The sequence below is a fragment of the Neisseria subflava genome (assembly GCF_003044935.1).
Taxonomy (GTDB): Bacteria; Pseudomonadota; Gammaproteobacteria; order Burkholderiales; family Neisseriaceae; genus Neisseria; species Neisseria subflava_E.
Genome location: NZ_POXP01000003.1, coordinates 273,287 through 295,822, shown reverse-complemented (window position 1 = coordinate 295,822; position 22,536 = coordinate 273,287). Strand labels below are relative to the sequence as shown.

Here is a 22,536-nt window from a genome sequence, read left to right as displayed (position 1 = left end):
GGTTGACTCACTTTTTACTTACGGACGCGCAGTTTGGGCTTGGCGTAGAATTTCGGGCGCATATCGCGTTTGCGGCTCATCGCCTGCTTACGCAAAGAAGTCGTATGCAGCGGAGGAACATCGGCAACAGGAGATTCGATATAGCTGACTTCAACCGCAGGAGCAGGAGCAGGTGAAACTGAAGCCGTCAAATACTCACGCCAAGCGCGGTCTTGCTCGGACTCGGCATTTTCAGCCCCGACAGGCTCTTGAGTTTGCGCTGCTCCACCCTCTTCAGGAACTTGGGCCGCACTTTCATTTTCAGTGCTGCTTGAAGCCAAATCAGGCAGAGGATTACCGAACTCGTCCACGCCAAAATCAGCTGGCGTTTTTTGTTCGGGCAGGCGCTCCCAAGGCTTGAGGCCATCTGAAATATCATTCAGATTTTTTTGTGCATCATCGCCTAAGTCTTTGATACCGTCGCGAAACTCCGAAGCGGCGGCTTCAAATTCCTGCTTCACCTTGCGCAATTCGTCCAACTCAGCCTGAGTATTGAGCTCCTGCTTGACGTTGTTGACGAAGCCTTGCAATTTGCCGACCAAACGCCCGGCCGTGCGCGCGGCTTGCGGCAGACGTTCTGGACCCAGCACTATTAGGGCGACAACGCCGACCAGCAGCAATTCGCCCAAACCGAAATCAAACATGGATTATGCTTTGTCTTCGTCTTTTTTGTGTTCGATGACTTCGTCTTTTTTGGCATCTTTACCGTCTGTACCTTCGTTCAGGCCTTGTTTGAAGTCATGCACTGCACCGCCGAGGTCTTTGCCGACGTTGCGCAATTTTTTGGTACCGAATACCAAAACGACGATAATCAGTACGATAATCCAGTGCCAAAGAGAGAAGCTACCCATGATAAATCCTTGAATTTGTTTAATTTAAAAAGAGATAATAATTATGCGGGCGTACCCATGATATGGATATGCAGGTGGAAGACTTCTTGTCCGCCGCCTTTGCCTGTGTTGATCAGGGTTTTGAAACCGTCGGTCAAACCTGCCTCATGGGCGATTTGAGGAACTTTCAACATCATTTTGCCCAACAGGGTTTGATGTTCGGCAGTTGCGTGTGCCAGTGAATCGAAGTGCACTTTCGGAATCAGCAGCAGATGCACCGGCGCGGCAGGACGGATATCTTTGAAACAAAGCATCTCATCGTCTTCGTAAACGGTTTGTGCCGGAATATCTTTGGTTGCGATTTTGCAGAAAATACAATTATCCATAATGGCTCCAATGGCCGTCTGAAAACGGGCGTAACGGGTTTCAACCCAAAAAGTGAAATCGTTTTTGCCCCAAGAGACGGATTCTGAAACAGGTCAAATACGGGATTGTAATATAAATTCAAGATTCTTTGCGAGAAGCTTTTTCCACTAATCCCGACAAACCTTGACGGCGCGCAAGCTCGTTTACTACATCTTCGGCGCGCAATCCGTGATGCGCCAATAAAACCATGGTATGAAACCATAAATCCGCCACTTCGTAAACCAAATGTTCGCCACCGCCATCTTTAGAGGCCATCAAGGTTTCACCCGCTTCCTCGATGACTTTTTTCAAAATCTTGTCTTCGCCTTTGTGTAGCAGTTGGGCGACATAAGAAGCATCGGGATCGCCGCCTTTGCGCGAATCGATGACGTTTTGAATTTGGGTAAGGATAGTATCGGTCATGGTCGGTTTCTCTTATTTTCTTTCAGACGGCCTTAAGGATGTTTATGTCCGTAAATCGCCTCTTCGTCTTTCAACACGGCATCGACTGCCTGCCATGCGCCCTCTTGCCAAACTTTGTAAAAACAGCTTTCGCGCCCAGTATGACAGGCAATGCCACCGTTTTGTTCAATCAGCATGACCACTGCGTCGCCATCGCAATCCAGGCGCAATTCGTGTACTTTTTGCGTATGTCCGGACTCTTCGCCCTTCATCCATTGTTTTTGGCGGGAACGGCTGTAATAGTGGGCAAAACCGGTTTCTACGGTTTTTTGCAGGGCTTCGGCGTTCATCCAGGCAACCATCAGCACACGGCGTGTCTGCCAATCTTGGGCAATCGCGCAAACCAAACCTTTCTCATCAAATTTTACGGCATTCAGCAACGTTTCGTTTATATTCGACATGTGCGTCTTTCTCCCATATTTTTCAGACGGCCTTTGGGTAGCAATCACAAACGCACTTCAATTCCTGCTTCACGCATGGCCAGTTTCGCTTCGCGGATACTCGCTTCGCCAAAGTGGAAAATACTGGCGGCCAATACCGCATCTGCTTTTCCTTCTTTAATGCCGTCCACCAAATGCTGGACCGAACCGACACCGCCGGAAGCAATGACCGGAATATCGACCGCTTCGCTGACCGCGCGAGTCAGAGGCAGGTTGAAACCTTGCTTGGTACCGTCCCGGTCCATACTGGTCAGCAAAATCTCGCCCGCACCGCGCCGCTGCATTTCGACAGCCCATTCCACCGCGTCCAAACCGGTCGGATTACGTCCGCCGTGGGTAAAGATTTCCCAACGGGTGTTTTCAGGGTTGACCGCTTTGGCATCCACGGCAACGACAATTGCTTGCGAACCAAAAAAACCGGCCGCTTCATTTACCAAATCAGGATTGGTTACAGCGGCCGTATTGATGCTGGCCTTATCGGCACCGGCATTAAGCAGACGACGGATATCGGCAACCGTGCGCACGCCACCGCCGACGGTTAATGGAATAAAAACTTGTGATGCGACTGCCTCAATAACGTGCAAAATAGTGTCGCGATTATCGCTGGAAGCAGTGATGTCCAAAAAGGTCAACTCATCCGCGCCTTCATCGTTGTAGCGTTTGGCAACATCAACCGGATTGCCCGCATCGCGCAGACCCAAAAAGTTGACACCTTTTACCACGCGACCGTCTTTTACATCCAGACAAGGAATAATTCGTTTTGCCAATGCCATACCCAATACCTCTTATCCGTTATCAGGCCGTCTGAAACCGTCAGGCCAAAAATTTGCTCAACCAATCCGGCAAATGTTGCAACAGCTGAAAATAACCAATGCCGGCTATCATCGCCAAAACACAGGAAATAATGAAATTGCTGTCGATACGGCCGACGATGGAAAAAATCAAACCGGCAAATGCCCACACTATCCCATTGAAAATCATCCAATAGGTATCGATAATCGGCAAATCAAACGCCGTCAGCTGCCGCAATATCACAGCAATCAGTGTAAACCACAAACTTTCGCTTAGCGGATACACTTCGCGGTCGGATGACCAGATAATCCAAAAACCCAAAACAAACGCTTCAAGCATATTAATCCCTTAATAAAATATCGATTAGGTTATTTTTATGATTATTTCAAATAGATATAAACCCATAACCTATACAGGCAATCCCTTTGAGTGCATTTTTGTGTGCTGCGTCAGCCGCTGCGTTTTAATGGCCTGAAAGGTCTTATCCGCATAATCCGACACACTTAAGCCAAAGAATCGGCCAGTTTTTGTGCCTGTGCGAAATCAATACTTCCCTCATAAATTGCGCGGCCGGTAATCGCACCGCTCACACCCTCTTTTTCAACGGCACACAATGCGCGGATATCATCCAAATTCGTCAAGCCGCCGGAAGCGATAATCGGAATATTCACTGATTGAGCCAATTTAACGGTAGCCTCGATATTCACGCCGCTCATCATGCCGTCGCGGCCGATATCGGTATAAATAATGCTGTTGACACCATCGTCTTCAAAACGCTTGGCCAAATCGACGACATGATGCTCCGTTACCGTTGCCCAACCGTCTATCGCCACCATACCGTCTTTGGCATCCAAGCCGACGATAATCTGACCCGGAAATGCCTTACATGCTTCGCGCACAAATTCAGGATTTTTTACCGCGGCCGTACCGATAATCACATCGGTCAGCCCCAAATCCAAATATTTTTCAATGGTTCCCAAATCACGGATACCGCCGCCAAGCTGTACCGGAATATCTTTAGCCACGGCGGCCAAAATCTCTTTAATCGCCGGAAAATTTTGAGGAACGCCTGCAAATGCGCCGTTTAAATCAACCAAATGCAAACGGCGTGCGCCTTGATTGCGCCAATGCGAAGCCATCTCTGCCGGCGAATCGGAAAATACCGTCGCCTGCTCCATCAAGCCTTGTTTTAAACGAACACAGCGTCCTTCTTTCAAATCAATGGCAGGTATCAACAGCATTTTTTTCTCCTCTATTCAATTTCAGTATATTTTACACAAATTAGCGATTTTTAGCAGATTTATGTTAAAAACCTCAAATCTGCCAATTTAAAAAATTACGCAGCAGCAGCAATCCTGCCTGATGGCTTTTCTCCGTGTGGAACTGTGTGGCAAACACATTGTCCTTACCGACAATGCAGGCAAATTCATTCGGATATTCGCTGACGCCTAAAACAATCTCTTCATTTTTCGGTGCAAAATAATAGCTGTGAACAAAATAAAAATACTCGTTCTGCCCAATGTCTTGAAATAAAGGGTGCGGACGGATTTGGCGCACTGTATTCCACCCCATATGCGGCACTTTCAGACGGCCTCCTTGCTCATCGGTTTGATTGAGCAAAAACCGTTTGACTTGCCCTTCAAACCAGCCCAAACCATCTGTATCGCCTTCTTCGCTGTGTTCAAACAATAATTGCGCACCTACGCAAATTCCAAAAAACGGCTTATTTTTCAGGCCGTCTGAAACAGCCTCGCCCAAACCGCTGGCCTTCAGCGCCGACATACAATCCGGCATGGCGCCCTGCCCCGGAAAGATAACCTTATCCGCCGCCATCACTTCTTCGGGCCGCGAAGTCAGATAAATTTCGGCATTTTGATTGGACAAAACCTGCGCCGCCTGAACAGATTTCAATACTGAGTGTAGGTTTCCCATTCCATAATCGACAATCGCTACTTTCATTGCTTCTCCTCAGGCCGTCTGAAAACATTTAATGATTAATATAATAATAAGAATGATTGTAGCAAAAGATGGTTTAAAACAAAATATTGCCACCATACAAGATGAATAATAAAGGCCGTCTGAAATCCCGATCGGTTTCAGACGGCCTTTATTCATTCACACGATGCCTTATTCTTCAGATGTGTCTTTTGCTTCTTCTTGAACAGATTCTTCGCTCAGCGTGCCTTTGGTAGAAGGCGTTTGACCAATCATGCGCGGATCGTATTCGACCGCCATGCGCAATGCGCGGCCGAAGGCTTTGAAAACGGTCTCGGCTTGATGATGTGCATTACGGCCGCTCAAGTTATCGATATGCAAGGTCATCATGCTGTGGTTCACAAGGCCGTGGAAAAATTCTTCAAACAAATCGACATCAAAACGGCCGATCAGGGCGCGGGTAAAGTCGATGTTGTACACCAAACCAGGACGACCGGAAAGGTCGATAACCACACGGCTCAACGCTTCATCCAGCGGAACATAGGCATGACCGTAACGGGTAATGCCGGCTTTATTGCCAAGCGCTTGTTTCAGAGCCTGACCCACCACGATACCGATGTCTTCAACCGTGTGATGGTCGTCAATGTGCAAATCGCCTTTGCAGGTAATATCCAAGTCAATCAAACCATGGCGCGCTACTTGGGCAAGCATATGCTCAAGGAAAGGAACGCCGGTATCCAAGCGATATTTGCCGGTACCGTCAAGATTGAGGCTGACGGTAATTTGGGTTTCGCAGGTATTGCGGGTCACGGTAACAAAACGGCCTTCGGTTGAAACACCAGCTTCGGCTGCTTCGACAGTTTGTTTTTCCAAACGCGCCGCTTCAATCGCTGCTGCTTTTTCTTGGTCTTTGCTGTGATCCCGGTTCAGCCAGCCTTTGCGTTTGTGCATACCGGATTCCAACTTCGCAGCCAGGCTCGGACGGATGCCGCGCGCAGACTCATCGCCTGCTTGTTGTTCCAAACGGCGTTTGAGCTGAGACAAAGAGGCGGAGTTTTCATAACCACACGCGCGTGCGAGTTTGGTCAATGAGCCGGCTTCTTCAACCAGTAACAGAAAATTGGTCAAATGCAGTTGAGCTTTGTTCATAATGGTAGTTTCCTTGGAATCAAAGATTGGGGTAAAGGTTTCTAATAACGGCCAAGACAGCATCATTTTGCGCTGCCGAGCCTATGGTTATGCGGACACACTGATCCAAAAGCGGATGGCTGCCATGCAGTTTTTTAATCAGTATGCGGTTTTGCTTCAATGTTTCAAACAGCTCGTTCGCATCAGGAACGCGAACGGTAATAAAGTTGGCTTCGCTCGGAAAAACTTCCAAACGGTTTAATTTCAACAATTCATCCATCACGCGCGAACGCTCGTTTTTTAATGTATCAATGTTTTGCCGAATGATTTGATGATGTTTCAATGAGAATTTTGCCGCCGCCAAGCTTAATTGATTCATATTGTAAGGCGGAAGGATTTTGGCCAGCTCTCCAATAATACTCGGACTTGCCGCTGCATATCCCATCCGCAAGCCTGCAAAGCCGATTTTACTGATGGTGCGCATTACAACCAGGTTTTCGACTTCACCCGCCCACGGAAGGAAGCTGTCATGATGGAATGCGCCATATGCCTCATCGACAACCACAATGCCGGTAGCGGCACGAATGACCGCCTCTACTTCTTCTCGCTTAAAGCACACGCCGGTAGGATTATTGGGATAAGCAATAAAAATTAATGACGGCCGATGTTGCTCGATGGCGGACAAAACGGCAGGAAGATTTAAAGAGAAATCCGGATTTAAGGGAATACCGACATATTCCATGCCATAAAGCGCGGCATTATGACGATACATAACGAAACTTGGCTCAATACCCAATACACGCGCATTTGGTTTGGCAACCAGCATGGTCAAAAACTGGATAAGCTCGTCGGAGCCGTTGCCCAATGCGATTTCCGCTTTATCGGGAATACCGAAAACTTCCCTCAATTCCTCATAAATACCGCTCTTGGCAGTATGGGGATACAAATGAATCGGTGCCTGCCTTGCCAAGTCCGCCCATTCTGACAATAAAGATTCATACCTGACGAAAGGATGATGCGGACACTCCATGGCGTCCAACTTAATAAAACCTTCCGGCAAATCGGCAACCTGATAGGCTGTCATTACTTTAATATCATCACGGATAACATCAGCAACGCGATTCATGGTTTTCTATCCTCCTCAGATAAAGTATTTATAATAGTAGCACAATCTTTATTAGATATATATATTAATAAGACTATAAAACAAGATAAAGTTTCATTCGTTTGAAGAAAAAACAATAAATCCTTTCTTCAGCATCTTTAAGCAATATTCTTGGCTTCCACCGCCTTTTTAGCGGTATAATTTTAAGTTTTCCAGTACGGCTTTACGTCCTCAATATTGTGAACAATACACGCTCCCCATTACCTTATCTTGCAACGTCCATAAGCCTTATCCTGCTGATTCTGCTTTCCTTGTCATGGGAATTATGGATCGCACCATTGCGCGAAGGCGGCTCATGGCTGGCACTGAAAGCCCTGCCGCTGTGCCTGCCGTTGACCGGTATTTTGAAAAAACGCATCTACACTTATCAATACAGCTCCATGCTGATTCTGATTTACTTTGCCGAAGCCTGTATGCGCCTGGCTGACACAACCGTCGCCAGCCGGATTTGCGCCGCCGTTTCCGTATTATTGTGCATTGCCTTTTTCCTCGGCTGCCTTGCATTTATCAAACAACAAAAACACACATCAAAATGACCTACCACACACTTTCAGACGGCCTGACTGAATCTTCAGTGAAAACCTTTTGGCCTTTATGGCTCAGTTTTCTTTGGATTTGCGCCGTCCCTTTTCTCTCACTCTACCGAGTCGGCCCACTGCCCAGTTTTTATTTGGAAGCCATCTCACTGAGCGGCTCATTGGTCCTGACATTGATTAGCGCACACAAAGGCCTGCTGAATATCCGCCTTCCCGCACTCAGTATCGGCTTGTTTGCCATGGCTGCATTTTGGTCGCTCCAAGCGCGCTTCATGTATTCGACCTACCCCGGCATGAGCGATATTACTGCTTGGACCTTTGTCATTTTGGCACTGGGCGCATGGTCGGTTCGCGGCTGGGTAACGGCCTACGGACAAGAACGCGTCGTCAGCATCTTCGCTTGGTCTTTATTGATAGGGGCAACCATACAGGCCGCCATCGTCTGGCTGCAATTTAAAGGCTGGTCCAACGTAGAGTGGTTGAACGGCATCATTGCCCGAAGCAACGGCACCGTAAACGGCCAACTCGGCCAGCGCAACCATTTGGGACATTATTTAATGTGGGGCATTTTGACGGCATCCTATTTATGGACGGCACGCAAAATGTCCAATACAGCAGGTTTTCTGTTCGTATTGGCTTTGACTGCAACCCTTGGCCTTGTCAACTCGCGCACTATCTTAGGCTATATTGCCGCCCTCTTCCTGATTACGCCGTTATGGTTTTGGCGTACCCGTTTCCAACACAAACGCGCACTGTGCATTTTCCTTCTGACTGCAATCCTGGCCGCTGTTTTCCAATTCGGCATGGGCAGCCTGTTGGATTTGTTTGGCAACATCAAATACGAAACCGCTGTAGAACGCGCAGGCACCAGCGGTTTTGAAGGCTCCATGCGCCAAATCGAATGGAGCAAGGCATGGATTGCCTTTCAATCCGCACCTTGGTTCGGTCATGGCTGGAACAGCTTTGCCCAGCAAACCTTCCTGATTAATGCACAACAACAATACTTCCCCAACAATATCCTCGGCGTACTGTTTACCCATTCGCACAATATCGTCATGCAGTTATTGTCCGAAATGGGCATTGCCGGCACCTTGCTTGCAGCCTTAACCCTGCTTGCAGCCGTGTGGCGACTATTGGGCCGTAACCAAACACCGGCCTCGCTGTTTTTACTGACTGCCGCCGCCGTCAGCCTTTGCCACAGCATGCTTGAATATCCACTTTGGTATATCTACTTCCTCACCGTATTTAGCCTGATTCTGTCGTTGACACCCTCTTATCCGAAAGATGTTTCAGACGGCCCTGTATCTACCCGAATCAGACAATGGGCAGGCGGTATAGCTGCTTTATCGATTTTAATCGGCATGGCAAACCTCAGCTGGGAATATCAAAATCTGACCCAATATAGCCGTGTAGGGAAAACCGATGATCAGCAAACGGTTCAAAACAAAATCGACGGCTTGCAACGACTTTCCAAAGAAAGCCCCATGCTTGCCTATTACGCCGATTTGAGCTTGAGCAAACGTGCCGACCCGACCGATGCCTACATCCGTCCGTGGGCGGAAGAAGCCGCACTCAAAGCCCTGACCTACCGCCCCTACTCCAGCGCCTACCAAGTCGGCCTTTACCTCTACCGACAAGGCAAAAAAGAAGAAGGTGCGCAATGGATGCAGGCAATGCAATATTATTATCCTTATATGATGTATTTCTACGCTGACAAAATACGCAGTCACCCGGCATTCGCTCCCTTGCTGCCCAAACTTTTGTCCGATTGCAAAGATTTCATCAACGCACCGAAACACCAAACCGCCCAATCATGCGACAAACCCTGAACAAAACACGCCCAATTGTCAGTTTGTCCTTACAGGCCGTCTGAAAATGTAAAGAGCGACAAGTTTCTATGCAAAAAAGCGCAAAAGCACAGAAAATTACGCTATCAACAAAAGCAGATTGCATGTTAAGATTGAATACAACTCTGTTTTAATCGCCGCACCGCACTATTTAGTGCCACGGCGCATACAATCACGAAAAGGAAATTCCATGAGTCGCGTATTACTCGTAGATGACGATGCCCTCTTGACCGAATTGCTGACCGAATACCTGACTGCCGAAGGCCTCAACGTTCATAGCGTTCCCGACGGCGAAGCCGGCGTTCAAGAAATTCTGACCGGACAATACGATGTCGTCGTATTAGACTCCATGATGCCTAAAATGAACGGTTTGGACGTACTGAAAAACGTACGTACCCAAAGCACCGTGCCCATCATCATGCTGACCGCGAAAGGCGACGACATCGACCGCATTATCGGTCTGGAAATGGGTGCGGACGATTACGTACCGAAACCATGCACACCGCGCGAACTCTTGGCGCGTATCAACGCCATCTTGCGCCGTGCGCAACACAGCAACGAACAAAACAACGCGCCTAACAGCATTTCTGTCAGCGACGTTGTCCTGTACCCTGCCAAACGCCAAGCCAGCATCAAAGACACTCCGCTCGAGTTGACCAGCACCGAATTCAACCTGCTCGAAGTTTTGATGCGCCACGCCGGACAAGTTGTCAGCAAGGAAACTCTGTCTATCGAGGCACTCGACCGCAAACTGGCTAAATTTGACCGCAGCATCGACGTACACATCTCCAGCATCCGCCACAAATTGGGCGATGCTTCCCTGATTCAAACTGTACGCGGCTTAGGCTACCTGTTTGTTAAAAACTAAAGATTAAACAGATCAATGAAACTGTTTCAACGCATCTTCGCCACATTTTGCGCAGTCATCGTCTGCGCAATCTTTGTGGCGAGTTTTTCATTTTGGCTGGTACAAAACACCCTTGCCGAAAACCAATTTAACCAACGCCGCACCATCGAAACCACATTGATGAGCAGCATCATCTCCGCGTTTAACTCGCGCGGAGACAGCGGTGCGCGCGAAATTCTTTCCGAATGGAAAAACAATCCGGTTTCCAATGCCGTCTATGTGATTACCGGCGACGATAAAAAAGATATTTTAGGCCGAAACATCGACAGCCTCTCCATTGAACGCGCCCGCATCTTTGCCATCAACAATCCCGAATCCGATTTAGCCCACATCGAATACGACCGTTTCGGCGAAGAATACCTCTTCTTCATTAAAGGCTGGGACAACCATCAAGCCCAACGCCTGCCCAGCCCGCTTTTCATTCCCGGCCTGCCGCTCTCACCGATTTGGCACGAATTTATCATTCTGTCTTTCATCATCATCGTCGGCCTCTTGATGGCATATATCCTTGCCAACAACATCACCAAGCCCATTAAAATTCTTGGCGGCGGTATGGACAGGGTAGCCAACGGCGAACTCGAAACCCGCATTTCCCAGCAAGTTGACGACCGTGACGACGAATTGTCCCACCTTGCCGTACAGTTCGACAAAATGGCCGAAAAATTGGAAAAACTTGTGGCCAAAGAGCGTCATTTGCTCCACCACGTTTCTCATGAAATGCGTTCGCCGCTGGCGCGCATGCAGGCAATTGTCGGCCTGATTCAATCTCAGCCGCAAAAACAAGAGCAATACCTCAAGCGGCTTGAAGGCGAATTGGTGCGCATGGATACTTTGGTAGGTGAATTATTGACCCTCTCCCGCCTAGAGACTTCCAATATTCCTTTGGAAAAAGAAAACCTCAAACTCGTTCCTTTCCTAACCAACTTGATTGAGGACAACCAAAGTATTGCCCACCAAAACAATCAAAGCGTTACCCTGAGCATTGACCCTAAAATCCCTGAAAATGCCGTAATCAGTGCCAACGAAGGCTATTTATACCGCGCCTTCGACAACGTTATCCGCAATGCCATCAACTACAGTCCGGAAGGCAGTACCATTCAGGCCCATATCGGACAAGACAGCAAACACTGGATTATCGATGTTACCGACAACGGCCCGGGTGTCGATGAAATGCAGCTTCCGCATATTTTCACTGCCTTTTATCGCGCCGACTCCAGCGCGCACAAGCCCGGTACAGGTTTAGGGCTTGCCTTGACGCAGCACATTATGGAACAGCACTGCGGTAAAATCATTGCTGAAAATGTCAAACCCAACGGCCTGAGGATGCGTTTTATTCTTCCCAAAAAGAAAGCCGGAGACAAAAAAGAAGTCTAAAAATAAGGCCGTCTGAAACTTTTCAGACGGCCAAAAACACAAATAAGGAACCATCATGAGTGCAACCGTCCAAACCGGCTACTTCTTCATGCCTGAACACATCATCCTCGTCGGCGCCAGCGAACGTCCGCACAGCCTTGGTGAACGCATTTTCAGCCACCTGCTCGGTTCCTCATATCAAGGCAAAATCACCCCCGTCAATCTTCGACACAGCAGTGTCGCTGGTATTCCCTCCTACTCCAGCCTCAGCAAAATCCCGGGCCAAGCCGATTTGGTTGTTGCCGTTATCCCGCCCGACCATTACGACTCGCTGTTCAAAGCCTGCCGTAAAAAAGACCTGCGCCACATTATCCTGATTCAAGATTGGGAAAACCTGCCACCCGAATCCTGTAAAAATGCCCGTTCCATCATTCAAAAATATCACGGCGACGAATTGAATATCACCGTATGCAACAGCGCAGGCATCCAACTCCCCTCGCTCAACCTCAACATCGGCACCCAAGCCGACTATCCGGCCGGCCATATCGCGTTACTGACCGGCCACAGCACCGTCAGCCGCAACATCAACCACCTGCTGAACACGCTGCACCAAGGCGTATCACGCCACATCAGCCTCAACTATGACCTAAGCCCCACTACATCCGCCGACTGGCTCAACCGCTTCGGCCACAACCGCCATACCAAAGTTGCCGTGATCCACTATAATCCGACCGAAAACCAACGCGAGCTGTTCAGTGCCATCCGACACTTTACACGCCACACTCCGCTTATCCTGTTGTCCACACACTACACCGACTACACAGACAAAGCCATCCTGCGCAGCCTCAGCCGCCATTGCAATTTCCAACCGGTATTCAATACCGCCGAGCTGGAAGCAGCCCTAAAAGCCCACCTTTCCGGCATTCCCGTCATCACCAATCCCACCATTCTGTCCGACACGCCGATAGAATGGCTGCGCACTACCGCCAATGCCTGCGAATTGACCCTCGACCTCCCAACCGATGTACCATCCATCCGACAAGGCTGCATTGGCAGCAACCCCACGCCTGCACGCATCCACCGCTTGGCACTCGAACAATTACAAAATCCGCATACTCAAGCCCTGCTCGGCATTATTTCGCCAGATACTCCGGATGCGTACAGCATTCATCAAACTCTGGATAATTTGGCACAAAAAACCAGCAAGCCCATTCTCATCAGCTATCGTTTTTCAGACGGCCTGACTCGGTTTAACACGCCGGAAGAAGCCTTGCTGACACTTTATTTCCGCAATCAAACAGCCTATTTGCAACAAGTACAAAATACCCCTGCGCCAGCCAAAACAGGCCGTCTGAAAACACCCAAAAGCAAAAGTATCGATAAATCCATTGCTTCCGGCCAAACCGAACTGATAGCGGAAGCCCTATACCTGCCTCCGTACCAAACCCAAAAACACAATGCCGTCCAGTTCCGGTTCAGCCGCCATGCCATTTACGGCAACATTCTTTCCGCCCATTACAACGGCAAAACCGAAGTCGCATTACCTCCATTTACCACACTCGATATCCAGCGTTTAAGCCAATTTGCAGAACTCGACAACACTTCCGTTCTCAATCAATTCCTGCATTCCCTAAACACGCTTATCCACAACAACCAGCATATCGGCGACATCATCCTCAACTACAACGGCAGCCAATACAGCAGCACCATCATTCCCGAAATTGTGGAAAAACCAGCCGCGCCGACAACCAAAATCCCCAAAAAAGCCGTCCAAACCTTAGAACAGGCCGCCGCTAAAATGCAAAGTGCCGCCGCCTACCTCCAACAAAAAAATCCGGTCGCAGCCGAATTCCTACGCAACACTGGCGAAGCCGCTTCCGAACTGCTGCACCCTAAAACCGAAACGCCCGAAATACAAAACGTACTCGCACCCTACCCGAGCCAAACCGATACCTTTACCCTGCCCGACGGCAACACACTGCACATCCGCGCACTAGAACCTGAAGATGCCGAAGCCAAACAAAAATTTGTCCGCCAATTACCCGCGGCCGACCGCTATACGCGCTTCATGACCCATACCAACGAGTTGCCACTGCCCACGCTCGCACGGCTGACCCGCCCCGATTTCCATACCGAATGCGCATGGGCCGCCTTCGCTTCAGACGGCCGTATCGTCGCAGTCAGCCGTTACAGCCGCATCAATCGCAATGAGTGCGAGTTCGGCATTACATTGGCTGCCGAAGCCCGCAAAACCGGCTTGGCCGGCAAAATGATGAGCCTCATTATCCAAACTGCCACACAACAAGGTTATCAAACCATGAATGCGGAAATCCTCAAAGAAAACACACCGATGCTCAAACTCGCTGAAAAATCAGGATTTACCGTTACCCCGTCGGAAACCGACCGCGGACTGTATCAAGCAAGCCTCGATTTGAACGCATGGCAAAACAGCAACAAAAACAAATAAAAACTTGCATAACCCGTGTGAAATATCCTAAAATTAGCGGTTTCTATATACCCGCATTTTTCAAAAGGACTCAAAATGGTAGTTATCCGTTTGGCTCGCGGCGGCTCAAAACACCGCCCTTTCTTCAACGTAGTCGTAACTGACTCTCGCAACCGTCGTGACGGCCGCTTCATCGAGCGCGTAGGTTTCTACAACCCCGTTGCCAACGAAAAACAAGAACGCGTACGTTTCGACGCTGACCGCATCAATCACTGGGTCGCTCAAGGCGCGAAAGTTAGCGATGCAGTTGCCAAACTGATTAAAGAGCAAAAAATCGCTGCTTAATCAGCTGAAACGACCATGACAGACACTCAAAAACGGGTAGCCATGGGCTACATCAAAGGCGTATTCGGCATTAAAGGCTGGCTTAAAATTGCCGCCAATACCGAATACACCGACAGCCTGCTGGACTACCCAGAGTGGCAGTTGTGCAAGGATGGCAAAACCCTGAATGTCACGCTTGAAACAGGTAAAATTGTCAATGGCGAACTTCAGGTCAAATTTGAAGGTATAGACGATCGCGATCAAGCATTTGCCTTGCGCGGCTATACCATCGAAATTCCCAGAGAGTCATTCGCCCCTACTGAGGAAGACGAATACTACTGGGCAGATTTAGTCGGCATGACCGTCATCAATAAAGAAAACATTGTCCTCGGCAAAGTCAGCAACCTGATGGAAACCGGTGCAAACGATGTTTTGATGATTAAAGGCGAACACGGACAAATTCTGATTCCCTTTGTCTCCAACTATATCGAATCTGTCGATACCGACAGCAAAACCATTATTGCCGACTGGGGTTTGGACTACTGATGCTGATTCAAGCCATCACCATTTTCCCAGAGATGTTCGACAGTATTGTCGAATACGGCGTTACAGGCAGAGCAAGAAAACAAAATCTTTGGCAGTTTCAAGCCATCAATCCCCGAAAATTTGCCGAGAACAAACTTGGCTATATCGATGATCGCCCTTTCGGAGGTGGTCCGGGAATGATTATGATGGCGCCGCCACTTCAAGCGGCAATTGAAGAAGCCAAAGCAAACTCGCAAAAACCTGCCAAAGTAATTTATCTCAGTCCGCAAGGTCAGCCGCTGACACATAAAAAGGCCGCAGAACTTGCCGAACTGCCCCATCTTATTCTTCTATGCGGACGCTATGAAGGCATAGATGAAAGACTGCTGCAAAGCAGTGTGGACGAAGAAATCAGCATTGGCGACTTTGTCGTCTCGGGTGGCGAATTACCCGCCATGATGTTGATGGATGCCGTCTTAAGATTGGTTCCGGGCGTATTGGGCGATATACAGTCAGCTGAACAAGACTCGTTTTCAGACGGCCTTTTAGACTGTCCTCATTACACCAAACCCGTAGAATTCCAAGGCATGATCGTTCCCGATGTCTTACGCTCAGGAAATCATGGCTTGATTGCCGAGTGGCGATTGAAACAATCTCTACAACGCACTTTAGAGCGCCGACCTGATTTATTGGAAAAGCGCAGTTTAATCCCAAAGGAATCCCGCCTCTTAAAAGAAGTCTTGCAAGAGCAACAGGAAATCCAATCATAACTTAGGAAAAACAAATGAACTTGATTCAACAATTAGAGCAAGAAGAAATCGCTCGCTTGAACAAAGAAATCCCTGAATTCGCTCCAGGCGACACCGTTGTCGTATCTGTACGCGTAGTTGAGGGTTCTCGCAGCCGTCTGCAAGCATACGAAGGTGTTGTTATCGCTCGCCGCAACCGTGGCCTGAACAGCAACTTCATCGTTCGCAAAATCTCTAGCGGCGAAGGTGTAGAACGTACTTTCCAACTGTACTCTCCTACCGTAGAAAAAATCGAAGTTAAACGCCGTGGTGACGTACGTCGCGCCAAACTGTACTACTTGCGCGGCCTGACCGGTAAAGCAGCTCGCATTAAAGAAAAATTGCCTGCTCGCAAAGGTTAATAGCCTTCATCAAAAACCCACTTCAATGAAGTGGGTTTTTTATTTTTATACAATATCTCCTCGTCTTTCTTACACAATCCTGCAAGCCAACCACCATCTCCATTTCACATATAAACTTAAACAGAATCATAACTCCCCCTGCTTCTTTATAACCTTTATAACAAAGGCGTAATATATAAGGCCGTCTGAAACAAAAGATTCAGACGGCCTTTAATCACATCAGGCAGTTATTTAAACCATCTTGCCAATGCTGGGATACGCGACAACAACAGTGTATCCAAAATCCAAATAACAGCGATTGCGGCAATGGCTGTTGGAAAAATCACAGCCAAAATCAGAAGTGGCACAGCCATTGCCCACCATACCGGCAATTTAATTTTCTGTGCAGGAGGAACCAAACCTCGTGCTTCCGAAGGACGGCGTTTCCACCACATCACACAACCGCTGACACATATAAAGATAATCGCCAGACAGAACAAGACATTTGCCAATACGCTCCACCAGCCCAGTGTACCCATATGCAAAGCAATACTTGCCGCCATGAATTTACCAAACCAGTTGTAATCATCGAAATGAATATCAGCCAGGATTTTGCCACTGTATTGATCAATGTGTACCGTACGATCCGCAGTCGGACTAATCATATCGTAGCTCATTGAGTCTTGCGACAGCGTCCATACGCCGGTTTCGCCTTTAGGCAGGTTCAACTGATAGCGGCCTTTAAAGCCAATTTCGCGCGCAAAGCGGTCAACCGTCTCCAACGTCATCGGCTCACTCGGATTAATGCCGTTTTCGCCCATTGTCGTACCGGAAACCGGCATAGGCGTCAGCTCCAAAATCCACGGCACTTCTTTGGATTTGCCGTCATTCAGCACATCACCATGGGTTGGTACGGAAGATACCGGATTAGGCTCCACGCCCCATTTACCCGCAGGAAATTGGCTCCACGCCTGAACCACTTTACCGCCCCAAATACCTGCCCAAGCAATACCCGACAGACAGAACAGCAACAAAATCAAAGAAACCCAAGAGCCAAATGCACCGTGCAGGTTGCGCCACCAAGAACGACCTTTGCCTGCTTTAGGCAAAAAAACAGCCTTCAGACTACGCTGTTTTACCCACCACAAATAAATACCGGTCACAATCATGATGATGGTTAACGACGCAGCGGTTTCCAACAGGTAGTCCCCTGTCGCCCCTATCATAATATCGCCGTGGATTTCATCCATCGTATGATACCAACCTTGACCGCGCGGCATCGTATTCACAACTTTTGCTGTATAGGGATCAACAGCAACCATAGTGGCTTTATCGTCATTGTTTACGCGGAATACGGCAACCATATCATCTGCGCGCGGCGCAATATATTGCACCACAGAGGCAGTTTCCGGATTCACAAACTGTCTGGCAGCTTCAGCCTGAGCCGACAAAGGCTGAACCACTGCCTGCGGCGTAACATGTATACGTTCGCCTTCTTTACCGATAATATTGGCAAATAGCAGCATTCCCAACCCTGTAACAGCCAGCAGGGTTAAAAACGGCGCAACCAAAAGTCCGGCATAAAAATGCCATCGCCAAACAGTCAAATAACGGCGGTTAGCCTGTTGTTCATTTTGGGAAGTTGGTTTTGTTTCCATATATTCTCTTCGTATAGTTAAAGCAGACTAATTATTACGAATTAGTATCAGACATTTTAATCAAAAACATTCATTTAAGAAACCGTTTTTCCCATGCAGCTTTGAAATACTTCAATATTTAGTTTTCAGGCCATCTGAAAAAACGAAATAGACAGAAAACAACACTTTACTGAAAATCCGTTTTAATCATTGCGGTTTCGGCAGAATTTGGTAGAATACAGGCATTACTTATTTATTCATCAAGCCGCCAAGCTTTGGCGGCTTGTATTTTTATTTTCAATCCGGCTACCGCGCGTGGCCGGATAAAATTTTAAAAGCATCATCATGCTTTCATGGAGAACTCAATGCAAAAAATCCCTTTGACCGTCCGTGGTGCAGAATTGTTAAAACAAGAACTTCAACACCTCAAAAGCGTAGCACGCCCAGAAGTCATTGAAGCCATCGCCGAAGCACGTTCGCACGGCGACTTGTCTGAAAACGCAGAATACGAAGCCGCCAAAGAGCGTCAAGGCTTTATCGAAGGCCGTATCGCCGAGTTGGAACACAAACTCTCTATGGCGCACATCATCAACCCTGCCGAAATCCATGCAGAAGGCAAAATCGTGTTCGGTACAACTGTGACACTGGAAGACTTGGAAACCGAAGAACAAGTTACCTACCAAATCGTCGGTGAAGATGAAGCAGATATCAAAGAACGCAAAATCTACGTTGGCTCCCCCATTGCCCGAGCCCTGATCGGCAAAGAAGAAGGCGACGTTGCAGAAGTTCAAGCACCCGGCGGCGTGCGTGAATATGACATCATTGCCGTACAATATATCTAAATAAACAAAAGGCCGTCTGAAAACATTTTCAGACGGCCTTTTGTTATACCTAAAAACACCATAATTAAAGAAAATAAAATCTTCCCAGGAGAAGCATAATGAATCTACTATACAAAATTATCCAAACCGCTGCCGCCATGTGGCTTGGTATGCAGCTGACAGCAGGCTATGTTACTGCCCCTATCCTGTTCCGCATCCTGCCCAAAATGCTGGCAGGAGAAATCGCCGGCATTTTATTTGCCATCACAGCAATATGCGGCTTAGCTATTTTTGGCGCAGCCTATGCCTTTTTCAGACGGCAACTTGCCTCCCTCTCTTGGTGGATCTTGGTACTTTGGCTACTCTTAGCCTGTAATCATCTTTTGGTTACGCCGGTTATCGAGGCACACAAGTACGGACTGGATAACTGGCTGCTGTCTCTAGTAGGCGGTACATTCGGCATTTGGCATGGCTTATCCAGTATCATCTTTTTGATTTGCACAATACTCGCCGCTGTTTGCGTATGGAAATGGCCCAAGCCAAACTAATCCGTCTTAATAAAAGGCCGTCTGAAAGACTTATTTTCGGACGGCCTTTTATTTTGAATCATGAATTCCCCGACTCTTCAAATATAAACCATAAAAAAATGCCCTGCAATATGCAGGGCATTTTTCAAAAACCGATTAAGGTTTAGCGTAACCGTGAACGCCATTGTAAGGAGCTGGGATCCAACCTTCATCAGTAGCAGGCAATTCGCCTTGACCTTCGATAGTTTGACCCGGAGCAACTTGACGAGTAACAACGCTGCGGATTTTAACATCAACGCGACGGTCAGGTTCGATACAAGCGATAAGAGCAGCACGTTTCTTAGCTTTAGAAACTTTTTTGCCCAGTTTAGCAACTTCAGCTTCACAAGTAGCAGTCATTTGAGCTTGAGATTCGCCCAGACCTACTGCAGAGATTTTGCTAGAAGCAACGCCACGGCCTACCAAGTAGTTAGCAACTACGTTGGCACGACGCTCAGACAGAGCTTGGTTGTATTGTTCAGAACCCATGAAGTCGGTATGACCTTCAACACGTACGGTTTGTACGCTTTCGTTGCTCAGGCGTTGAGCCAAAGCGTTCAGGTTCTCTTGAGCTTCAGGACGGAGGTTGTCTTTGTCGAAGCCGAACAGAGTTTTAGAAGACAGGGAAACAGTTTCATCAACATACTCAGGAGCTTGTTGTACAGGAGCAACTGCTTCGCGGTCACCACATTCAACACGGCCTTCGGTAGCTTTGTCGAAGTAGCTGTTTTTCCAGCATTCGCCGTAGTTGTTACGGACGATTTCTTGAGATTGGCTGCTTACGGTGTAACCGTGTTTGGTGTGCGCTTCGCTGGCCATAGCGGTGCCAGAGGCAACCAAGGCAACGAACAATGCGCTTAATTTCAGCTGTTTGGTCATTTTATTCCCTCATCAAATTGTTATGCGGCGGACTAGGAAAGCAACCGCTGCAAAGTACCAATATACAGGCCGCAGTATCAAAACAGCGGCAAATCGGATATATCAGGTTGCACTATAAAGAAGCGCAAGGCAAACTGTCAATACTCGATGCCTTCAAACAATCATGAAGTGCCTGCTTCCTAGTAGTTAATCATGCCGAAAAATCAATCTTGTGTCATTAATTTAGGGCAAAATCAGCCAATTCATCCGCCCAAAGTTGTACAAAAACAACAAAACTTCATCCCCCTTTCATTCACAGATTTCCTATTTTCATATCATTAAAAGATATTTTCATTAAAAACAAACGTTTTCAAAACTCAGGGCAAAACCGGGCAAAATATGTTAAATTACATACCGTTTGTCGCACAAAATCCACAATAACAACGTATCCGATACTGCTACCATGAAACTGCAACAATTACGTTATGCCCTTGAGGTTTACCGACACAATCTGAATGTCTCCGAGGCTGCCGATGCGCTTTTTACATCCCAACCCGGCATTTCCAAACAAATCCGCCTGCTTGAAGAAGAATTGGGTATCCAAATTTTTATCCGCAGCGGCAAGCGTGTGGTTTCCGTTTCGCAACCGGGCAAAGCCGTATTAGAGATTTCGGAACGAATTTTACGTGATGTACAAAACATTAAAAATATCGGTAGCGAGTTTACCGATCATGACAGCGGCTCGCTGACCATTGCGACAACGCATACCCAGGCGCGCTATGCTTTGCCCAAAATCGTTGCGGAATTTGTCAAAAACTACCCCAAGGTCAATTTGACCATCAAACAAGGCAGCCCTTCTGCCATTGCGCAAATGGTCAGCAGCGGCGAAGCTGATTTGGCAATTATTACCGAACAGATTGATGATCATCCTGAGTTGGGCAAACTGCCCTGCTATGAATGGAACCATGCCGTCATTGTTCCGCATGACCACCCTCTTTTGGACTGCCGCAATCCTTTAAGCCTTGAAGATTTGGCTTCTTTTCCGCTGGTTACTTACGAATTTGCTTTTAATTCCGGCAGCAGCATTGCGCGTACATTTAATAAAGCGCATATTGAGCAACCTGATGTTGCCTTATCGGCTGCCGATACGGATGTATTGAAGACGTATGTCCGCTTAGGCTTGGGCGTTGGTTTGATGGCCAAAATGGCGTACGATCCTGCGGTCGATCAAGATTTACAGCTGATTGATGCGGCGCACTTATTTGAACCGTCGCCCACTTGGATAGCCTTACGCTCGGATACTTACCTGCGCGGTTACGCGTATGACTTTATCCAGATGTTTGCACCAAAACTGACCAGAGAAGTAGTCGACCGCATTCTGTACACGCCGGTTGTTGAAGATTTTTCAATTTGAAATCTGACTATCACTTTCGTAACTTAACAATTATTCTTTAATTCTTGTTAAAAAGGCCGTCTGAAATATTTCAGACGGCCTAAGATTCAGATAGCGTGCGAACAACCGGAAACCATTTTCTTCAAGGCTGTCGCATCTAAGATTTTGATGTGTTTGTGTTCAACCGAAATCAAGCCTTCATGATGGAATTTAGACAAGGTGCGGCTGACTGTTTCCAGCTTCAGCCCCAAATAGCTGCCGATTTCCTCACGCGACATCCGCAAGATAAAATCATTGGCGGCAAAACCTCGTGAATAGAGACGCTGGGACAGGTTGAGCAAGAATGCCGCCAATCGCTCTTCAGCGCGCATATTGCCCAAAAGCAACATAACGCCCTGATCTCGGACAATTTCACGGCTCATCAAGCGGAAAAAGTGAGAACGGAGGCTGGGAATATCCTGACCGAGTTCTTCAATGTGCGTAAACGGAAGCTCGCATACCTCGCTGTCTTCCAAAGCCACAGCATCACAGCTGTGAATATGGGAACAAATCCCATCCATACCGATCAGCTCGCCCGACATAAAAAAGCCGGTTACCTGATCTCGTCCATCTTGGCTGGCGACTGTTGTCTTAAAGAAGCCCACACGGATGGCAAACAAAGAGGTAAACGGCTCGCCGGCACGGAACAGGTATTCACCTTTTTTCAGACGGCGGCTTTGACGAATAACCGCGTCTAATTGTGAAAATTCGTTAGGCATCAGTCCGACAGGCAAACACAGCTCGCGTAAAGAACATGTGGAACACAAGGTTTTCATTTGATGTGTTGCATTGTGTGTGGCCATAACGCACCCTTAATCTGCATAGTTCTATAAATCCCTGATTAAGCCGAATAACTATTGACCCATGTCAAAGTCGGCATATCATTATGAGGCATTCTACCAAACTATCGAAATTTTGACTAAAATTTTCCCTAATTTCCTTACTTCATACTACAAGCC

The 22,536-nt window shown here is 47.8% G+C and carries 26 protein-coding genes; 12 read left to right on the top strand and 14 right to left on the bottom strand.

Annotated features, from left to right (window positions below; translation table 11 throughout):
* Window positions 1–14: 14 nt before the first annotated feature.
* The 11 genes from tatB to hisC form a co-directional block, all read right to left on the bottom strand.
* Window positions 15–683, bottom strand: coding sequence for a Sec-independent protein translocase protein TatB (tatB, locus tag DBY95_RS09410; protein ID WP_107724136.1), 669 nt, complete (start codon window positions 681–683; stop codon window positions 15–17).
* Window positions 684–686: 3 nt separating this feature from the next.
* Window positions 687–890, bottom strand: coding sequence for a Sec-independent protein translocase subunit TatA (tatA, locus tag DBY95_RS09405; protein ID WP_003679438.1), 204 nt, complete (start codon window positions 888–890; stop codon window positions 687–689).
* 41 nt (window positions 891–931) lie between these two features.
* A complete protein-coding gene (locus DBY95_RS09400) occupies window positions 932–1,255 on the bottom strand; it encodes a histidine triad nucleotide-binding protein (protein ID WP_049329536.1) in 324 nt (107 codons plus the stop codon).
* 118 nt (window positions 1,256–1,373) lie between these two features.
* The gene (locus tag DBY95_RS09395; protein ID WP_003679440.1) at window positions 1,374–1,697 is read right to left on the bottom strand and encodes a phosphoribosyl-ATP diphosphatase; all 324 of its coding nucleotides are present in this window, start codon (window positions 1,695–1,697) and stop codon (window positions 1,374–1,376) included.
* Window positions 1,698–1,729: 32 nt separating this feature from the next.
* A complete protein-coding gene (gene hisI, locus DBY95_RS09390) occupies window positions 1,730–2,137 on the bottom strand; it encodes a phosphoribosyl-AMP cyclohydrolase (protein WP_070646206.1) in 408 nt (135 codons plus the stop codon).
* 44 nt (window positions 2,138–2,181) lie between these two features.
* Window positions 2,182–2,949, bottom strand: coding sequence for an imidazole glycerol phosphate synthase subunit HisF (gene hisF, locus DBY95_RS09385; protein ID WP_003748652.1), 768 nt, complete (start codon window positions 2,947–2,949; stop codon window positions 2,182–2,184).
* A gap of 40 nt (window positions 2,950–2,989) precedes the next feature.
* Window positions 2,990–3,307, bottom strand: a complete 318-nt coding sequence (locus DBY95_RS09380; RefSeq protein ID WP_049331168.1) for a hypothetical protein — start codon at window positions 3,305–3,307, stop codon at window positions 2,990–2,992.
* 164 nt (window positions 3,308–3,471) lie between these two features.
* Window positions 3,472–4,209, bottom strand: a complete 738-nt coding sequence (gene hisA, locus DBY95_RS09375) for a 1-(5-phosphoribosyl)-5-[(5-phosphoribosylamino)methylideneamino]imidazole-4-carboxamide isomerase (RefSeq protein WP_107724135.1) — start codon at window positions 4,207–4,209, stop codon at window positions 3,472–3,474.
* Between the two features lie 73 nt (window positions 4,210–4,282).
* The gene (gene hisH / locus DBY95_RS09370) at window positions 4,283–4,927 is read right to left on the bottom strand and encodes an imidazole glycerol phosphate synthase subunit HisH (protein ID WP_107724134.1); all 645 of its coding nucleotides are present in this window, start codon (window positions 4,925–4,927) and stop codon (window positions 4,283–4,285) included.
* A 168-nt stretch (window positions 4,928–5,095) separates the two neighbouring features.
* The gene (hisB, locus tag DBY95_RS09365; RefSeq protein WP_107724133.1) at window positions 5,096–6,052 is read right to left on the bottom strand and encodes an imidazoleglycerol-phosphate dehydratase HisB; all 957 of its coding nucleotides are present in this window, start codon (window positions 6,050–6,052) and stop codon (window positions 5,096–5,098) included.
* A 19-nt stretch (window positions 6,053–6,071) separates the two neighbouring features.
* Window positions 6,072–7,157, bottom strand: a complete 1,086-nt coding sequence (hisC, locus tag DBY95_RS09360) for a histidinol-phosphate transaminase (protein ID WP_107724132.1) — start codon at window positions 7,155–7,157, stop codon at window positions 6,072–6,074.
* 218 nt (window positions 7,158–7,375) lie between these two features.
* Between hisC and DBY95_RS09355 the strand changes: the two genes are divergently transcribed.
* The 9 genes from DBY95_RS09355 (at window position 7,376) to rplS (ending at window position 16,284) form a co-directional block, all read left to right on the top strand.
* Window positions 7,376–7,732 carry a DUF2069 domain-containing protein gene (locus DBY95_RS09355; RefSeq protein ID WP_070632531.1) on the top strand — a complete coding sequence of 119 codons (357 nt, stop codon included), beginning with the start codon at window positions 7,376–7,378 and terminating at the stop codon, window positions 7,730–7,732.
* Window positions 7,729–9,561 (top strand): PglL family O-oligosaccharyltransferase, encoded by a 1,833-nt coding sequence (locus tag DBY95_RS09350; protein ID WP_107724131.1) that lies wholly within the window; start codon window positions 7,729–7,731, stop codon window positions 9,559–9,561. Before DBY95_RS09355 ends, DBY95_RS09350 begins: the two co-directional genes overlap by 4 nt.
* Window positions 9,562–9,769: 208 nt before the next feature.
* On the top strand, window positions 9,770–10,447 hold the full coding sequence (gene misR, locus DBY95_RS09345) for a two-component system response regulator MisR (RefSeq protein ID WP_003748666.1): 678 nt from the start codon (window positions 9,770–9,772) through the stop codon (window positions 10,445–10,447).
* 15 nt (window positions 10,448–10,462) lie between these two features.
* The gene (locus DBY95_RS09340) at window positions 10,463–11,860 is read left to right on the top strand and encodes a HAMP domain-containing sensor histidine kinase (RefSeq protein WP_107724130.1); all 1,398 of its coding nucleotides are present in this window, start codon (window positions 10,463–10,465) and stop codon (window positions 11,858–11,860) included.
* Between the two features lie 55 nt (window positions 11,861–11,915).
* Window positions 11,916–14,306, top strand: coding sequence for a bifunctional acetate--CoA ligase family protein/GNAT family N-acetyltransferase (locus DBY95_RS09335; protein ID WP_107724129.1), 2,391 nt, complete (start codon window positions 11,916–11,918; stop codon window positions 14,304–14,306).
* Between the two features lie 75 nt (window positions 14,307–14,381).
* Entirely contained in the window at window positions 14,382–14,630 is a 249-nt protein-coding gene (rpsP, locus tag DBY95_RS09330; protein ID WP_003684452.1) for a 30S ribosomal protein S16, read from the top strand.
* Between the two features lie 15 nt (window positions 14,631–14,645).
* Window positions 14,646–15,155 carry a ribosome maturation factor RimM gene (gene rimM, locus DBY95_RS09325; protein WP_036493152.1) on the top strand — a complete coding sequence of 170 codons (510 nt, stop codon included), beginning with the start codon at window positions 14,646–14,648 and terminating at the stop codon, window positions 15,153–15,155.
* Window positions 15,155–15,904 carry a tRNA (guanosine(37)-N1)-methyltransferase TrmD gene (trmD, locus tag DBY95_RS09320; RefSeq protein WP_107724128.1) on the top strand — a complete coding sequence of 250 codons (750 nt, stop codon included), beginning with the start codon at window positions 15,155–15,157 and terminating at the stop codon, window positions 15,902–15,904. Before rimM ends, trmD begins: the two co-directional genes overlap by 1 nt.
* Before the next feature lie 14 nt (window positions 15,905–15,918).
* Window positions 15,919–16,284 carry a 50S ribosomal protein L19 gene (rplS, locus tag DBY95_RS09315; protein WP_003679470.1) on the top strand — a complete coding sequence of 122 codons (366 nt, stop codon included), beginning with the start codon at window positions 15,919–15,921 and terminating at the stop codon, window positions 16,282–16,284.
* A gap of 227 nt (window positions 16,285–16,511) precedes the next feature.
* Here the strand turns inward: rplS and DBY95_RS09310 are convergent, their stop codons facing one another.
* A complete protein-coding gene (locus tag DBY95_RS09310; protein ID WP_107724127.1) occupies window positions 16,512–17,921 on the bottom strand; it encodes a PepSY-associated TM helix domain-containing protein in 1,410 nt (469 codons plus the stop codon).
* Between the two features lie 344 nt (window positions 17,922–18,265).
* Here DBY95_RS09310 and greA point away from each other — a divergent pair, with 344 nt between their 5' ends.
* Window positions 18,266–18,742, top strand: coding sequence for a transcription elongation factor GreA (gene greA / locus DBY95_RS09305; RefSeq protein ID WP_003684304.1), 477 nt, complete (start codon window positions 18,266–18,268; stop codon window positions 18,740–18,742).
* Between the two features lie 98 nt (window positions 18,743–18,840).
* On the top strand, window positions 18,841–19,269 hold the full coding sequence (locus DBY95_RS09300) for a DUF4149 domain-containing protein (RefSeq protein ID WP_070460169.1): 429 nt from the start codon (window positions 18,841–18,843) through the stop codon (window positions 19,267–19,269).
* Window positions 19,270–19,404: 135 nt separating this feature from the next.
* On the opposite strand, the gene DBY95_RS09295 is transcribed toward DBY95_RS09300, so the two are convergent.
* Window positions 19,405–20,166 (bottom strand): OmpA family protein, encoded by a 762-nt coding sequence (locus tag DBY95_RS09295; protein WP_070587458.1) that lies wholly within the window; start codon window positions 20,164–20,166, stop codon window positions 19,405–19,407.
* 442 nt (window positions 20,167–20,608) lie between these two features.
* Here DBY95_RS09295 and DBY95_RS09285 point away from each other — a divergent pair, with 442 nt between their 5' ends.
* Complete coding sequence (locus tag DBY95_RS09285; RefSeq protein ID WP_107724126.1) at window positions 20,609–21,559, top strand: CysB family HTH-type transcriptional regulator; 951 nt, start codon at window positions 20,609–20,611, stop codon at window positions 21,557–21,559.
* Between the two features lie 86 nt (window positions 21,560–21,645).
* Here the strand turns inward: DBY95_RS09285 and fnr are convergent, their stop codons facing one another.
* A complete protein-coding gene (gene fnr / locus DBY95_RS09280; RefSeq protein ID WP_107724125.1) occupies window positions 21,646–22,380 on the bottom strand; it encodes a fumarate/nitrate reduction transcriptional regulator Fnr in 735 nt (244 codons plus the stop codon).
* Window positions 22,381–22,536 lie beyond the last annotated feature (156 nt).